The 14,558-nt window shown below is 68.5% G+C and carries 14 protein-coding genes; all 14 read right to left on the minus strand.

All coding sequences use genetic code 11. The annotated features are described in order from the left end of the window. Positions 1-3 precede the first annotated feature (3 nt). Positions 4-192 carry a type II toxin-antitoxin system HicA family toxin gene (locus EDC36_RS01805; RefSeq protein ID WP_132961553.1) on the minus strand — a complete coding sequence of 63 codons (189 nt, stop codon included), beginning with the start codon at positions 190-192 and terminating at the stop codon, positions 4-6. A 67-nt stretch (positions 193-259) separates the two neighbouring features. Next, positions 260-715, minus strand: coding sequence for a DUF4149 domain-containing protein (locus EDC36_RS01810; RefSeq protein ID WP_132961554.1), 456 nt, complete (start codon positions 713-715; stop codon positions 260-262). A gap of 11 nt (positions 716-726) precedes the next feature. Continuing rightward, on the minus strand, positions 727-1,203 hold the full coding sequence (greA, locus tag EDC36_RS01815) for a transcription elongation factor GreA (RefSeq protein ID WP_132961555.1): 477 nt from the start codon (positions 1,201-1,203) through the stop codon (positions 727-729). Positions 1,204-1,299: 96 nt separating this feature from the next. Further along, complete coding sequence (gene carB / locus EDC36_RS01820; protein WP_132961556.1) at positions 1,300-4,566, minus strand: carbamoyl-phosphate synthase large subunit; 3,267 nt, start codon at positions 4,564-4,566, stop codon at positions 1,300-1,302. 33 nt (positions 4,567-4,599) lie between these two features. Beyond that, positions 4,600-5,286, minus strand: coding sequence for a leucine efflux protein LeuE (leuE, locus tag EDC36_RS01825; RefSeq protein ID WP_132961557.1), 687 nt, complete (start codon positions 5,284-5,286; stop codon positions 4,600-4,602). 31 nt (positions 5,287-5,317) lie between these two features. Then, the gene (gene carA / locus EDC36_RS01830; RefSeq protein ID WP_132961558.1) at positions 5,318-6,493 is read right to left on the minus strand and encodes a glutamine-hydrolyzing carbamoyl-phosphate synthase small subunit; all 1,176 of its coding nucleotides are present in this window, start codon (positions 6,491-6,493) and stop codon (positions 5,318-5,320) included. 126 nt (positions 6,494-6,619) lie between these two features. Beyond that, positions 6,620-7,462 (minus strand): TrmH family RNA methyltransferase, encoded by an 843-nt coding sequence (locus EDC36_RS01835; protein WP_132961559.1) that lies wholly within the window; start codon positions 7,460-7,462, stop codon positions 6,620-6,622. Next, positions 7,459-8,103 (minus strand): ribonuclease HII, encoded by a 645-nt coding sequence (gene rnhB / locus EDC36_RS01840; protein ID WP_132961560.1) that lies wholly within the window; start codon positions 8,101-8,103, stop codon positions 7,459-7,461. Before rnhB ends, EDC36_RS01835 begins: the two co-directional genes overlap by 4 nt. Continuing rightward, complete coding sequence (gene lpxB, locus EDC36_RS01845; protein WP_185971184.1) at positions 8,100-9,266, minus strand: lipid-A-disaccharide synthase; 1,167 nt, start codon at positions 9,264-9,266, stop codon at positions 8,100-8,102. Before lpxB ends, rnhB begins: the two co-directional genes overlap by 4 nt. Positions 9,267-9,306: 40 nt before the next feature. Next, on the minus strand, positions 9,307-10,122 hold the full coding sequence (gene lpxA, locus EDC36_RS01850; RefSeq protein WP_132961561.1) for an acyl-ACP--UDP-N-acetylglucosamine O-acyltransferase: 816 nt from the start codon (positions 10,120-10,122) through the stop codon (positions 9,307-9,309). Positions 10,123-10,141: 19 nt separating this feature from the next. After that, positions 10,142-10,579, minus strand: coding sequence for a 3-hydroxyacyl-ACP dehydratase FabZ (gene fabZ / locus EDC36_RS01855; RefSeq protein ID WP_132961704.1), 438 nt, complete (start codon positions 10,577-10,579; stop codon positions 10,142-10,144). Positions 10,580-10,581: 2 nt separating this feature from the next. After that, a complete protein-coding gene (lpxD, locus tag EDC36_RS01860; RefSeq protein WP_132961562.1) occupies positions 10,582-11,679 on the minus strand; it encodes a UDP-3-O-(3-hydroxymyristoyl)glucosamine N-acyltransferase in 1,098 nt (365 codons plus the stop codon). A 29-nt stretch (positions 11,680-11,708) separates the two neighbouring features. Further along, a complete protein-coding gene (locus EDC36_RS01865; protein WP_132961563.1) occupies positions 11,709-12,227 on the minus strand; it encodes an OmpH/Skp family outer membrane protein in 519 nt (172 codons plus the stop codon). After that, positions 12,227-14,539 carry an outer membrane protein assembly factor BamA gene (gene bamA, locus EDC36_RS01870; protein ID WP_132961564.1) on the minus strand — a complete coding sequence of 771 codons (2,313 nt, stop codon included), beginning with the start codon at positions 14,537-14,539 and terminating at the stop codon, positions 12,227-12,229. The genes EDC36_RS01865 and bamA overlap by 1 nt, the downstream gene beginning before the upstream one ends. Between the last annotated feature and the right edge of the window lie 19 nt (positions 14,540-14,558).

Genomic DNA, 14,558 nt, shown 5'->3' on the forward strand with positions numbered 1-14,558 from the left:
GCTTCAACCTTTCAGGGCTGCCTGCTTGAGGATGCTGTTAAGCGTCGCCGGTGCAAGATCGTCGCTTGGCTTGCCAGCAACCGTCACCCGCCCGGGCTTGGACGGATGCTTGAATTGCCGGTGACTGCCTCGCGTCGCCACCAACTGCCAACCGTCGCGCCGCAGCAGCTCCAGCACCTCGCTGACTTTCATGGGGCAAGTATGCCATGCCTTCTCTCGGAGGCGCCCGGCACCACCACCCAGGCCGAGGCTGGAGCGATCAACCGGGCGGTCGCCGCCCCGCGAACCACCACAGCGCGCGCAGCGCGCACAGCCACTGCAGCAGCACCAGCGCACTGCCCACGCTGTGCCACAGCGCCAGGCTGGCGCCGGTTTGGCGGGCCGTCAGGATGCGCTGCGCCACGCCAAACTCCTGCACCAACCCAGCCAGCGCCCCCAGCAGCAACCACGGCAACAGCGCCCAACTGGCATCGCCCGCTTGACCCCGGCCGCGCTGCGCGCGCCCCCACAGCAACAACAGCAGCGCCGCGACCACACTCAACCACGATTGGTACTGGAACAAGCGCGCCGCGAACCCTCCGGCCACGGCCGGGTTGTTGAAGTGCGCAAACACCAGCGGCACCGCCCCAAAGCTCCAGGCCGTCACCGCGCCCCACCACAGCGCCGCCACCAGCAGCGGCCAGCGTTGCGTCCAGGCTTGGGCAAGCTGAGGCACGGCAGCCGCCCTCACTCGTAGCGCACGGCCACGATTTCGTACCGGCGCACGCCGCCGGGCGCCTGCACCTCAGCCACGTCGCCTTCCTCCTTGCCGATGAGGGCGCGCGCGATCGGGCTGGACACGTTGATCAACCCCAACTTGAGGTCGGCCTCGTCCTCACCGACGATTTGGTAGGTGACGGTCTCGCCGCTGTCTTGATCCTCCAGCTCGACGGTGGCGCCAAACACCACCTTACCGCCGGCGTCGAGCGACGCCGGGTCGATGACCTGGGCCGCGGCCAGCTTGCCCTCGATTTCCTTGATGCGCCCTTCGATGAAGCCCTGGCGATCCTTGGCGGCGTCGTACTCGGCGTTCTCGCTCAGGTCGCCCTGCGCACGCGCTTCGGCGATGGCCTGGATCACGGCTGGACGCTCGACGGTCTTGAGGCGGTGCAGCTCCTCCTTGAGCTTGTCGGCACCACGTTTGGTCAACGGAATGGTCGGCATGGGGTTCGTCCCTACAAAAGCAAACCGCCGAACGTTGCCGGTCGGCGGTGCGGTCGTCGAATGCCGTGATGATAGCGCCAAATCGGCGCGGCGCCATCAGGTCAACTGGGCATGGAGCTCGGCCAGCGAGTGCACCGGCAGGTCGTCCATGACCTTCATGCCCTCGACGGCGGCTTCGGCCCCGAAGATGGTGGTGAAGGTGGTCACACGGTTGGCCAGCGACGCCACACGGATGTAGCGCGAGTCGGCAATCGCGTTGCGGCGCTCCTCCACGGTGTTGATGACCATGGCGATTTCGCCGTTTTTGATCATGTCGACGATGTTGGGCCGCCCTTCGGTGACCTTGTTGACCACCGTGCAGGCGATGCCCGCGGCCTGGATCGCCGCGGCGGTGCCGCGCGTGGCCACGAGCTCAAAGCCCATGGCCGCCAGCTCGCGCGCGATGGGCACCACCCGCACCTTGTCGCTGGGCTTGACCGACAAAAAGATCTTGCGCACCGCATCGGTTGGCCGCGGCAGGCGCACGCCGGCGCCGAGCTGGCTTTTGACAAACGCTTCGCCAAACGTGCGGCCCACGCCCATCACCTCGCCGGTGGACTTCATCTCCGGCCCCAGGATGGTGTCGACGCCGGGGAATTTGACGAACGGGAACACCGCCTCCTTGACGCTGAAGTACGGCGGGGTGACCTCGCGCGTGATGCCCTGCGCCGCCAGCGTCTGCCCCGCCATGCAGCGCGCCGCCACCTTGGCCAGCGGGATGCCCGTGGCCTTGGAGACAAACGGCACGGTGCGGCTGGCGCGCGGGTTGACCTCCAGCACGTAGATCACGTCTCGCTTGGCGCCGCCGTCGTCCACCTCCTGGATGGCGAACTGCACGTTCATCAGCCCCACCACCTGCAAGGCCTCAGCCAGCGCCGCAGTCTGCCGCTTGATCTCGGCCACCGTGGCCGCGCTCAGGTAGTACGGCGGCAGCGAGCAGGCCGAGTCGCCCGAGTGCACCCCCGCCTGCTCGATGTGCTCCATCACGCCGCCGATCAGCACCTGCCCGCTGGCGTCGCGCACGCAATCGACGTCGCATTCGATGGCGTCGTTGAGGAAGCGGTCCAGCAGCACCGGCGAGTCGTTGCTGACCTTGACCGCTTCGCGCATGTAGCGCTCCAGGTCGCGCGGCTCGTGCACGATCTCCATGGCACGCCCGCCCAGCACGTAGCTGGGACGAACCACCAACGGGTAGCCCAGCTCGGCCGCCTTGGCCATCGCTTCGTCCTCGGTGCGGGCGGTGGCGTTGGGGGGCTGCTTGAGCCCCAGCCGGTGCAGCATTTGCTGGAAGCGCTCGCGGTCCTCGGCGGCGTCGATCATGTCGGGGCTGGTGCCGATGATGGGCACGCCCGCGCGCTCCAGCCCCAGCGCCAGTTTCAGCGGGGTCTGCCCGCCGTATTGCACGATGACACCCTCGGGCCGCTCGACGGCGACGATTTCCAGCACGTCCTCCAGCGTCAACGGCTCGAAGTACAGCCGGTCCGAGGTGTCGTAGTCGGTCGAGACGGTTTCGGGGTTGCAGTTGACCATGATGGTCTCGAAACCGTCTTCGCGCAGCGCCAGCGCCGCGTGCACACAGCAGTAGTCGAACTCGATGCCCTGGCCGATGCGGTTGGGGCCGCCGCCGAGCACGATGATCTTGCGCCGCTGGCTGGGCTGGGCTTCGCACTCGTCCTCGTAGGTCGAGTACATGTAGGCGGTGTGGCTGGCGAACTCGGCCGCGCAGGTGTCCACGCGCTTGTACACCGGGCGGATGCCCAACGCGTGGCGGCGCGCGCGCACCGCGTCTTCGGTGCTGGCCAGCAGCTTGGCCAGCCGCCGGTCGGAAAAGCCTTTGCGCTTGAGCGTGCGCAGCGTGGCGGCGTCCAGCGCCTGCAGCGCCTGCGCCCCGTGCTGGGCGGTGTGGCGATCCAGCGCCAGCTCGATCTGCACGATCTCCTGGATCTGCGCCAGGAACCACTTGTCGATTTTGGTGAAGTGGTGCACCTCGTCCAGCGTCCAGCCGGCCGCGAAGGCGTCGCCCACGTACCAGATGCGCTCCGGCCCCGGTTCACCCAGCTCGCGCTCCAGCGTTTCGCGGTCCTGGGTTTTTTCGTTCATGCCGTCCACGCCCACTTCCAGCCCGCGCAAGGCTTTTTGGAAGCTTTCCTGGAACGTGCGACCGATGGCCATGACCTCGCCCACCGATTTCATCTGCGTGGTCAGGCGGTCGTTGGCCTGCGGGAACTTCTCGAACGCAAAGCGCGGGATTTTGGTGACGACGTAGTCGATCGTGGGCTCGAACGACGCTGGCGTGGCGCCGCCGGTGATCTCGTTGCGCAGCTCATCGAGCGTGTAGCCCACGGCCAGCTTGGCCGCCACCTTGGCAATCGGGAACCCGGTGGCCTTGGACGCCAGCGCCGAGGAGCGGCTCACGCGCGGGTTCATCTCGATGACGATCATGCGCCCGTCGCGCGGGTTGATCGCGAACTGCACGTTGGAGCCACCGGTGTCGACACCGATTTCGCGCAGCACCGCGATCGAGGCGTCGCGCATGCGCTGGTACTCCTTGTCGGTCAGCGTCTGCGCCGGCGCCACGGTGATCGAATCGCCCGTGTGCACGCCCATCGGGTCGAGGTTTTCGATCGAGCACACGATGATGCAGTTGTCGGCGCGGTCGCGCACGACCTCCATCTCGAACTCTTTCCAGCCCACCAGCGATTCTTCAATCAACAGCTCGCTGGTCGGCGAGGCTTCCAGCCCGCGCTTGCAGATGGTTTCGAATTCTTCCGGGTTGTAGGCGATGCCGCCACCGGTGCCGCCCAGCGTGAAGCTAGGGCGGATCACGGCCGGAAAGCCCACCACCCGCTGCACCGCCCACGCCTCTTCCATGCTGTGGGCGATGCCTGAGCGCGCCGATTCCAGGCCGATGCGCGTCATCGCCTCCTTGAACTTTTGCCGGTCTTCGGCCTTGTCGATGGCCTCGGGGCTGGCGCCGATCAGCTCGCACTTGTATTTGTGCAACACCCCGTTGCGCCACAGGTCCAGCGCGCAGTTGAGCGCGGTTTGCCCGCCCATCGTCGGCAGGATGGCGTCGGGGCGCTCCTTGGCGATGATTTTTTCGACCGTCTGCCACGTGATCGGCTCGATGTAGACCGCGTCGGCCGTGGCCGGGTCGGTCATGATCGTGGCCGGGTTGCTGTTGATCAGGATGACGCGGTAGCCCTCCTCGCGCAGGGCCTTGCAGGCCTGCACGCCGGAGTAGTCGAACTCGCACGCCTGCCCGATGACGATGGGGCCGGCGCCGATGATGAGGATGCTGCGGAGGTCTTGTCGCTTGGGCATGATGTCGAGCGGAATGCCTGACGGGTGGTTCGATCAGGGGGAGGTCGCGCGTGCCAGGCGCACACCAAAACCGATGAACACGCCACCCACCACGGCGTTGAGCACCGCGGCCAGCTGGCGGCGGGCACGAAAAGCCTGCGCCAGCCGGTCACCGGCAAAGATCAAGGCACTGAGGTACAGCGCGCTGGCCACCTGCACGATGGTCCCCAGCGCCACGAAACTGATCACGGGCCAGGGGTAGGCGGGGTCCACGAACTGCACAAAAAACGAGATGAAGAAAAAGATCGCCTTGGGGTTGAGCAGGCTGATCGACAGCGCGCGCCGAAACGGGCTGCCCAGCGCTGCGCGCCACCCGTTGCTGGGCAAGGCCGGCTCGGCGGCGGGCGTCGTGTCCACGCGCACGGGGCCGGCTGCGCCTGCGCGCCAGCCCTGCCACGCCCCGCGCAGCAACCCCAGGCCAATCCAGGCCAAGTAGGCCGCGCCTGCGTACTTGACCGCCATGAACACCCACGGGTTGGCCGTCAGCACCGACGCCAAGCCCGCTGCCGACAGCGCCATCAGGATGGTGTCGCCGACGAACACGCCGCACGCCGCCTGGTAGCCACGCCACACGCCGTGGCGCGACGCCACCGACAGCACGTACATCGAATTCGGCCCCGGCAACAGCACGATGACGATAGTGCCGATGACGAAGGTGGTCAGGTCGGTGATGCCCAGCATGGCGTGTCCGGTTGGCGTTGCGGCGCGGCGTTCAGGCGGCCTGGTGCGCTTGCATCAGGGCGACGAAGCGGTCGAACAGGTAGGCGATGTCGTGCGGACCGGGACTGGCTTCGGGGTGCCCCTGAAAGCCAAACGCCGGTCGGTCGGTGCGGGCGATGCCCTGCAGCGTGCCGTCGAACAGGCTGACGTGGGTGGCGCGCAGGTGCGCCGGCAGGCTGGCCTCGTCGACGGCAAAGCCGTGGTTTTGGCTGGTGATGCTGACACGCCCACTGTCCAGGTCCTTGACCGGGTGGTTGGCGCCGTGGTGGCCAAACTTCATCTTGAACGTGCGCGCCCCACTGGCCAGCGCCATGATTTGGTGTCCCAGGCAGATGCCAAAGGTGGGCACGCCGCGCTCGATGATGGTGGCGGCGGCCGCGATGGCGTAGTCGCACGGCTCGGGGTCGCCGGGGCCGTTGGAGAGAAACACGCCATCGGGGCGCAGCGCCAGCACGTCAGACGCGGGCGTTTTGGCCGGCACCACGGTCACGCGGCAGCCGCGCTCGGCCAGCATGCGCAAGATGTTGCGCTTGACGCCAAAGTCATAGGCCACCACGTGCCAGCGCGCCGCGGTCAAACGGCCGTAGCCGGGCGTGCCGTCGTCGCGCTGCAAGCGCCATTCGGTTTCGGTCCACTCGTACGGCTGCGCCGTGCTGACCACCTGCGCCAGGTCCAACCCGGCCATGCTGGGGGCCCCACGCGCCGCGGCCACGGCTTGGCCACGCACCTCGTCGGTGATGGCCTGCCCGACCTCGAGAGCGACGATGGCGCCGTTTTGCGCCCCGTGCTCGCGCAACCGGCGGGTCAACGCGCGGGTGTCGATGCCCGCGACGGCCACGACCCCCTCGCGGCGCAGGTACGCGCTCAGGGCTTGTTCAGCACGGAAGTTGGAGTGCAACAGGGGCAGGTCTTTGATGATCAGGCCGGCGGCCTGGATGGCGCCGGACTCCACATCCTCGGCGTTGACGCCGACGTTGCCGATGTGCGGGTACGTCAGCGTCACGAGCTGTTGACGGTAGCTCGGGTCGGTGAGGATTTCCTGATAACCGGTGATGGCGGTGTTGAACACCACCTCGCCGCAGGTGCGACCGGGCGCGCCGATCGACACCCCCTCAAAGACCGTGCCGTCGGCAAGCGCAAGGAGGGCGGGTGCAACAACGGGAAACACGGTGCGGGACTCCAGGAGGAATGGGGACACCGACGGTGGCGCTTGGGCGCCGACCGCCCATGGCCCGCAGCACGCAGGTTGCGCGCGCTGTGGGGTGGCGGTGTCGGGTCTGGATAAACTTTTTGATTATAGCCGTCGCTCGCTGCGCCGCAGCATAGGGCCGTCGTCGGGTGGCGCGTGCCCCCCACACGCCACGGCGCTGGCGTGCAGGCAGATCGCCGCCGCGGCGGCCACGTTGAGCGACTCTTGCCCACCTGGCTGCGCGATGCGCACGCTCAGGCTCGCCTGCCGCAGCAGCGCGGCGTCGACGCCCTGCCCTTCGTGCCCGAACACCCAGGCGCACGGCCACGGCAACGGCGCTTGGTGCAACCACACGCCGGCGTGCGAGCTGGTGGCCAGCAGTGGCACGCGCAACGCTGCCAGCGCCGCGCGCTCCACACCCTCCAGCAAGCGCAGCGCAAAATGCGCCCCCATGCCCGCGCGCACCACCTTGGGCGACCACAACGCCGCGCTGCCCTTGAGCGCCACGACCTGCCCGAACCCCATGGCCGCCGCGGTGCGCAGGATGGAGCCGACGTTGCCCGGGTCTTGCACCCGGTCCAGCACGACGGTGGGCGCGACCGCACTCAGATCAGGCACGGCGGGCAGAGGGGCCAGCGCCCCCAGGGCGGTCGGGCTGGCCAGGGTGCTCAACTGTCCCATCAGCGCCGGGGTCATCCACCACAGCGGCACCTCGGCGGGCAGCCCCTGCTTGCGCAGCTCGGTCAGCAGCGGCGCCGCCGCGGGTGTCAGCGCCACCGCCTTCGGCCGCTGCCCGCTGGCCAGCAGCGCACGCACCAGATGGTCACCTTCCAGCCACACCACCCCTTCGCGGCGGTAGGCGCCGGCATCCTCGACCAGGCGACGCAGCCGCTTGAAACGCGGGTTGTCGCGCGAGGCGATCGGCTCCGTCGGCGCGGCGCCGGTCATGCCACCGCCTCCTGGGCGGCCAACACGCGCGCCACGGGAGCGAAACTGCGCCGATGGGCCGGCGTCGCCCCCAGGCGACGCAAGGCCGCCAGATGCGCTGCGGTGCCGTAACCGCGGTGGCGGTCGAAGCCGTACTGCGGGTACGCGGCGTGCAGCGCGTCCATCAGCCGGTCGCGTGTCACCTTGGCCACGATGGAAGCCGCGGCGATGGCCGCCACCGTGGCGTCCCCACGCACCACCGCCTCGGCTGGCATCGGCAGGTGGGGGACCCGGTTGCCATCCACCCGCACCCGCGCCGGCGCGCATGGCAGGGCCGCGACGGCCCGCTGCATCGCCAGCAGGGTGGCTTGCAAAATGTTGAGGCGGTCGATTTCCTCCACCGTGGCCACCCCCACCCCAACGCCAACCGCGTCGGCGTGGATGCGCTCGAACAGCCGCTCGCGCTGCAAGGCGGTCAGCGCCTTGGAGTCGGCCACGCCGTCGATCGGACGTCGCTCGTCCAGAATGACAGCGGCCGCCACCACCGGGCCGGCCAACGGCCCTCGCCCGGCTTCATCGACCCCGGCGACCAGGCCACCCGCGCCCGGCGTCCACAGGTCGAGCTGAACGCTGGTCCGGGCCACGCGTCGGGTGGTGCTCATGTCGCCCCCTCCAGCATGGGGCGCAGCACCTGCAGCGCCGCGCCGACGGTGTCGCGGCGCAGCTCGTCGTGCAGCGCCGCGAAGCGCTGCTGCAGTGCCCGCCGTCGCGCCTGGGTGGCAGCATCATCGGCCAGCCACGCCAACGTCGCCTGCGCCAGCGCTGCGGGTGTGGCAGCGTCCTGCAGCAGTTCCGGCACCACGAAGTCGCGGCACAAAATGTTAGGCAAGCCCACCCACGGCTGGCGCATCTTGCGCCGCGTGATCCACCACGACAGTGGGTGCATGTGGTACGCGATCACCATCGGGCGTTTGAACAGCGCGGCTTCCAGCGTGGCCGTGCCGCTGGCCACGAGCGTGACGTCGCACGCCGCCAGCGCCGTGTGCGACTGCCCATCAAGCACCTTCACCCAGGCGCTGGCCGCCGCCCGCTGCAGGTGCTGCAGGATCACGCTGCGCAGCGCCGGCACCGCCGGCAGCACGAAGCGCAGCGCAGGCCGTTGCTGTCGCATGCGCTGGGCGGCGGCCAGCATGCGCGGCAGCAGGTGGTCGATTTCGGCGCGCCGGCTGCCCGGCAGCAACGCCACCACAGCCGCGTCCATCGGCACGCCCAGCGCCTGGCGCGCGGCGGCCTGGTCGGGCTGCGCCGGGATGACACTGGCCAGCGGATGGCCGACGTAGGTGGCGGCGATGCCGTGCTCGGCCAGCAACGCCGGCTCGAACGGAAAAATGCACAGCACATGGTCACAGGCACGCCGAATCAGCTCCACACGCTCGGGCCGCCACGCCCAAATCGCGGGGGCGACGAAGTGCACGGTGCGCACACCGGCCGCGCGCAGGTCGGCTTCCAGCGGCAGGTTGAAGTCGGGCGCATCAACCCCCACGAACAGCGCCGGCCGCTCTTGCAACAACCGCTGCTTGAGCGCGCGGCGCATGGCCACGATGGCGCGGTAGTGCCGCAGCACCTCCACGTAGCCACGCACGGCCAGCCGCTCGCTGGGCCACCACGCTTCGAACCCCTGCGCCTGCAGCGCGGGCCCGCCGATGCCTGCGGCGCGCAGCCCCGGCCAGTGCGCACGCAACCCCTGCAGCAGCTGCGCGGCCAGCACATCGCCGGAGGCCTCGCCGGCCACCAGCGCCATCCAACGGCTGGCGTTTGCGCTCATCGCCGCTGCCCTGCCCTCCACGCGGTGCCCCACGCTGGGCTCACGCCTCGCCGCCACGACGGCTGCGCACGATGCCGCGTTGCGGATCGACTCCAGCCAAAAACGCCCGCATCAGCGCCACGTCGTCCTGGGCCGCGGGGTAGCGCTGCGCCAGCGCGGCGATGCGCTCGTCCGCCTGCGGCAACGTCAGGCCCTCGCGGTACAGGGCCTTGTGCATCGCCTTGACGGCCGCGATGCGCTCGGGCCCAAAGCCGCGACGGCGCAGGCCCTCGAAATTCATCGACCGGGCCTGCGCCGGCTGCCCCTGAGCCATCACGAACGGTGGCACGTCGGCAAACAGCAGCGCGCACATCGCCGTCATCGCGTGCGCGCCGATGCGCACGAACTGGTGCACCACGGTGAAGCCGCCCAAAATCACCCAATCGCCCACCTGCACGTGGCCGGCCAACTGCGCGTTGTTGGCAAAAATGCAGTGGTTGCCCACCACGCAGTCGTGCGCCAGGTGGGTGTAGGCCATCATCCAGTTGTCGTCACCCAGGCGCGTCACGCCACCACCCTGCACGGTGCCAATGTGGTAGGTGCTGTATTCGCGGATGGTGTTGCGCGCACCGATGACGAGCTCGCACGGCTCGCCTGCGTATTTTTTGTCCTGGCTCGGCAGCCCCAAGCTGACAAACGGGTAGATGCGGTTGTGCGGGCCAATGGTCGTGCGGCCCTCGATCACGCAGTGCGCCGCCACGCGTGTGCCGGTGCCGATGCGCACGTGCGGGCCAACGATGGTGTAGGGCCCGATCTCGACGTCGGTGTCCAGCTCGGCGCGCGGGTCGACCAGCGCGGTGGGGTGGATGGTGGCCATCGGCAGCGTGCCCCTGGGCTCAGGCGATCGTGCGCATGGTGCACATGAGTTCGGCTTCGCAGGCCACTTCGTCGCCCACGCGGGCGACCGCACCGAACTTGAAGATGCCCGCCTTCATGCGCTGCAACGTGACCTCCATCACCAACTGGTCACCGGGCTCCACCGGGCGCTTGAAGCGCGCACCGTCGATGCCGGCAAAGTAGTACACGGTCTTGTCGTCCGGCGTCACGCCCAGCGTGTCAAACGCCAGCAACGCCGCGGTTTGCGCCAGCGCCTCCAGCATCAGCACGCCCGGAAACACCGGCCGGTGCGGGAAGTGCCCGGTGAACACCGGCTCGTTGATCGTGACGTTTTTCAGCGCCCGAATCGAGACGCCCTTGTGGATGTCCAGCACGCGGTCGACCAGCAGGATCGGGTAGCGGTGCGGCAGTTGCTTGAGGATCTGATGAATGTCCATCGTCATGGTGCAGTGCGTCGTTCCAGGACCTTGAGGCGCTCGCGCAGCGCGTGCAGCTGGCGCAGCGTGGCGGCGTTTTTTTCCCAGGCGCGATTGTCGTCGATGGGGAAGATGCCGCTGTACTGCCCCGGCTGCAGGATCGAGCGCATCACCACCGAGGCGGCCGAAATGTGCACGTGGTCGGCCAGCTCCAGGTGGCCCAGCACGATGGCGCCGCCGCCCAGCGTGCAAAAGGCGCCGATGCGCGCCGAACCCGCGATGCCCACACAGCCCGCCATCGCGGTGTGGCGCCCCACGCGCACGTTGTGACCAATCTGGATCAGGTTGTCGAGCTTGACACCATCCTCCAGCACCGTATCGCCCAGCGCCCCGCGGTCGATGCAGCAGTTGGCGCCGATTTCCACATCGTCGCCGATGCGCACCGCGCCGAGCTGCTCGATTTTGTCCCAGCGGCGGCCACCCTCATGGGGGACGGGCGCAAAGCCAAAGCCATCGGCGCCGATGACGGTGCCACCGTGCACGATGCCGCGCGCGCCGATGCGGCAGTCGTACCCCAGCACCACGTGCGCGCCCAGTCGCGTGCCTGGGCCCACATGCGCGCGGGCCTGCACGTGGGCGTGGGCGCCGATCTCAGCCCCAGCCTCCACCGTGGCGCCGGCTTCGATGACGGCAAACGGACCGACGTGCGCCTCGGCATCGACCCGCGCCCCGGGGTCGATCCAGGCGCTGGGGTGCACCCCCCGCCACGCGGGCCGCGGCTGCACGTGGGCGCGCCACCAGCGCGTCACGGCGGCAAAGGTCGCGTAGGGGTCGGGCACCACCCACGCCGCCCACCCTCCGGGCGGTGGGTCGGGCCGTTGCAGGACCTGCGGCGCCAACGCTGGGCTTGCGATCACCGCCCCGGCACGGCTGGCCTGCAACTGCGCCTGGTAGCGCGGGTGCGCCACGAAGGACAGGCCGTGCTCATCGGCGTCGGCCAAGGCGGCCAGGCGCTGCACCCGGCGCGCTGCGCAGCCTTCGAGCTGCCCACCCAGCGCTTGAACCAGTTCGGCCAAGGGCACGCCGCCGCGCGACGACGCGGTTGCTTCGACTGCATCCATGGGCATGCCCGTTGCGCGCCCGCGCACCCTCAGCGCGCGTTGTTGAGGCCGTTGATCACCTTGTCGGTGATGTCGTGCTTGGGCGCGATGTACACGGCCTCTTGCAGAATCAAGTCGTATTTTTCGCTTTCGGCGATTTGCTTGATGACGCGGTTGGCGCGCTCAATGACCTGCTGCAGCTCTTCGTTGCGCCGCTGGGCAAGGTCTTCCTGGAACTCACGACGGCGGCGCTGGAAATCACGCTCCAGCTCGGCCAATTGACGCTGCCGGGCGCTGCGCTGGCTCTCCGACAGCGTCGGGGCGTCTTTTTCCAACTTTTCCGTGGCTTGGCGCAACTGGTTGCCCAGCGCCTCGAGGTCACGCTCGCGCTTGCTGAACTCCTGCTCCAGGCGTGCCTGCGCCGCCTTGGCGGCGTTGGAGTCGCGCAGGATGCGCTCGGTGCTGACAAAACCGATCTTGAGGTCTTGCGCCCAGCTTGCGGCGCCGGCCGCCGCCAACGCGGCCACGAGCGCCACGCGGGCGCCCCAATGACGGGTCATCGAAATCATCAGAATGCGGTACCGATTTGGAATTGCACGGTTTGCGTTTTGTCGCCGGGTTGCTTGCGCACCGGCTTGGCAAACGCGATTCTAAGGGGCCCCACCGGCGAGATCCAGCTGATGCCAATCCCCGCCGAGGCGCGCACGTCCGACAGCGTGAACTTTTGGTCCGGCCCGTAGACGTTGCCGACGTCGACGAAGCCGAACATGCGCAGCGTGCGGTCGTTGCCCGCGCCGGGAAACGGCGTGATCAGCTCGGCGTTGAGCAGCGCCATCTTGGTGCCGCCCAGGTAAGCCAGGTCGCTGCTGCCGACGATGGCGCTGGTGGCCCCCAGCGTGCCCTGTTCGAACCCGCGCACCGAGCCCAGGCCACCGCCGTAGAAGTGCTTGAACAGCGGCACCGGCTTGCCCCCCAGCCCTTTGGCCCACCCCGCCTCCGCATTGAAGGCCAGCGTAAACTTTTTGTTCAGCGGCACGTACTGCTGGTACTGCACGCTGCCCTTGATGTAGCGGGTGTCGCCCGCCACGCCCAGCTCGCCGTTGACACGACGCAGCACCCCCTGGGTGGGCACCAACGCGCTGTCGCGCTCGTCGCGCGCCCACCCCACCGTCAGCGGCACCGACAGCGGCGAGTCGCCAAAGCGCGCGATGAAGTCGTTGTACGCCACCGGCATGCGGTTGCCCGGCTCGATCTTGGTTTGCTCGACCCCGATGCCGAAAAACACCGTGTCGACCTCGGTGAACGGCACGCCGAACCGGATCGCCGCACCGGGCGTGACCAGCCGGTAGTCGCCGTCTTGCGCGTTGTACGGCCGCGTGGTGCGGTAGTACAGGTCGACGCTGCGCGACACCCCGTCGTCGGTGAAGTACGGGTTGGTGGTCGACAGCACGAATTGCCGGTTGTACTTGCTGGTGTTGACACTCAAGCCCAGGTAGTTGCCGGTGCCAAAGACGTTTTCCTGCTGGATGCCGGCCAGCAGCGACAGCTTTTCCGCCTGCGAATAACCCGCCCCCAGCGTCAGGTTGCCGGTGGGCTTTTCGGTCACCTTGACGATCAGGTCGACCTGGTCGGGCGCACCGGGCACCTCCTGCGTTTCGATGCCAACCTCGGTGAAAAAGCCCAGCCGGTCGACGCGGTCGCGCGACAACCGGATCTTGTCGCTGTCGTACCAGGCCGCTTCGAGTTGGCGGAACTCGCGCCGGATGACTTCGTCGCGAGTGCGGTTGTTACCTTCGATCTGGATGCGGCGCACGTAGGCGCGGCGCGACGGTTCGGCACGCAGCGTGATCGCCACCAGGTTGCGCTCACGGTCGAGCTCGGGCAGCGCCTCGACGCGCGCGAAGGCGTAACCGAACTGGCCAAAGTACTCGGTGAACGCCTTGACCGTTTGCTCCACCTGCTCGGCGTTGTAGGGTTGCCCCGCACGGATGCGCACCAGACGCTGGAACTCTTCCTCGCGCCCCAGGTACTCACCCTCCAGCCGAACGCCCGACACGACGTAGCGCTGACCCTCGGTGATGTGGATCGTCAGCGCCAACGACGACTTGTCGGGCGACAACGCCACTTGCGTGGAGTCGATGCGGAACTCCAAAAAGCCGCGCGTCAGGTAGTACGACCGCAGCGTCTCGAGGTCGGCGTTGAGCTTGGCGCGCGAGTAGCGGTCGCTTTTGGTGTACCAGCTCAGCCAGCCGCCGGTGTCGAGGTCGAACAGGTCGAGCAAATCCTTTTCGGCAAACGCGCGCGCACCCACGATGCGAATCTCGCGGATTTTGGTCACGTCGCCTTCGACGACGTTGAAGTTGAGGTTGACGCGGTTGCGCTCGATGGGGGTGACGGTGGTGGTGACCTGCACCGCGTACATGCTGCGGTTGAGGTACTGGCGCTTGAGCTCTTGCTCGGCGCGGTCGGCCAGCGCCCGGTCGAACGGACGCCCCTCGGTCAAGCCAATGTCGCGCAGCGCCTTGCGCAGCACCTCGTTGTCGAATTCCTTGACCCCGGTGAAGCTGACGTCGGCCACCGTCGGGCGCTCCTCGACGATGACCACCAGCACGTCGCCATCGACCTGCAGCCGCACGTCGGAAAACAGCCCCAGGCCGAACAGCGCGCGGATGGCCGCCGCCCCCTGTTCGTCGCTGTAGCGGTCACCCACACGGAACGGCAACGAGGCGAAGACCGTGCCGGGCTCGACGCGCTGCAGGCCTTCGACGCGGATGTCACGCAGGGTGAAGGGTTCGACCGCCCACGCGGGCAAGGCTGTGGCCAAGGTCGCCAGCCACAAGCCGGCGCGGGCGCGCCAGGGGCGCGGGTGTGTGCGTTTCATGCGCTTGCAATCCGGGGCC

The organism is Tepidimonas ignava (assembly GCF_004342625.1).
GTDB classification, from domain to species: domain Bacteria; phylum Pseudomonadota; class Gammaproteobacteria; order Burkholderiales; family Burkholderiaceae_C; genus Tepidimonas; species Tepidimonas ignava.

What these genes read in the sequence shown, in the direction of transcription:
- carB (WP_132961556.1), bottom strand. Translation starts at nt 4,566, where the DNA reads ATGCCCAAGCGACAAGACCTCCGCAGCATCCTCATCATCGGCGCCGGC.
- lpxA (WP_132961561.1), bottom strand. Translation starts at nt 10,122, where the DNA reads ATGGCCACCATCCACCCCACCGCGCTGGTCGACCCGCGCGCCGAGCTG.
- EDC36_RS01865 (WP_132961563.1), bottom strand. Translation starts at nt 12,227, where the DNA reads ATGATTTCGATGACCCGTCATTGGGGCGCCCGCGTGGCGCTCGTGGCC.
- lpxB (WP_185971184.1), bottom strand. Translation starts at nt 9,266, where the DNA reads ATGAGCGCAAACGCCAGCCGTTGGATGGCGCTGGTGGCCGGCGAGGCC.
- lpxD (WP_132961562.1), bottom strand. Translation starts at nt 11,679, where the DNA reads ATGGATGCAGTCGAAGCAACCGCGTCGTCGCGCGGCGGCGTGCCCTTG.
- EDC36_RS01805 (WP_132961553.1), bottom strand. Translation starts at nt 192, where the DNA reads ATGAAAGTCAGCGAGGTGCTGGAGCTGCTGCGGCGCGACGGTTGGCAG.
- fabZ (WP_132961704.1), bottom strand. Translation starts at nt 10,579, where the DNA reads ATGGACATTCATCAGATCCTCAAGCAACTGCCGCACCGCTACCCGATC.
- greA (WP_132961555.1), bottom strand. Translation starts at nt 1,203, where the DNA reads ATGCCGACCATTCCGTTGACCAAACGTGGTGCCGACAAGCTCAAGGAG.
- EDC36_RS01835 (WP_132961559.1), bottom strand. Translation starts at nt 7,462, where the DNA reads ATGACCGGCGCCGCGCCGACGGAGCCGATCGCCTCGCGCGACAACCCG.
- rnhB (WP_132961560.1), bottom strand. Translation starts at nt 8,103, where the DNA reads ATGAGCACCACCCGACGCGTGGCCCGGACCAGCGTTCAGCTCGACCTG.
- bamA (WP_132961564.1), bottom strand. Translation starts at nt 14,539, where the DNA reads ATGAAACGCACACACCCGCGCCCCTGGCGCGCCCGCGCCGGCTTGTGG.
- leuE (WP_132961557.1), bottom strand. Translation starts at nt 5,286, where the DNA reads ATGCTGGGCATCACCGACCTGACCACCTTCGTCATCGGCACTATCGTC.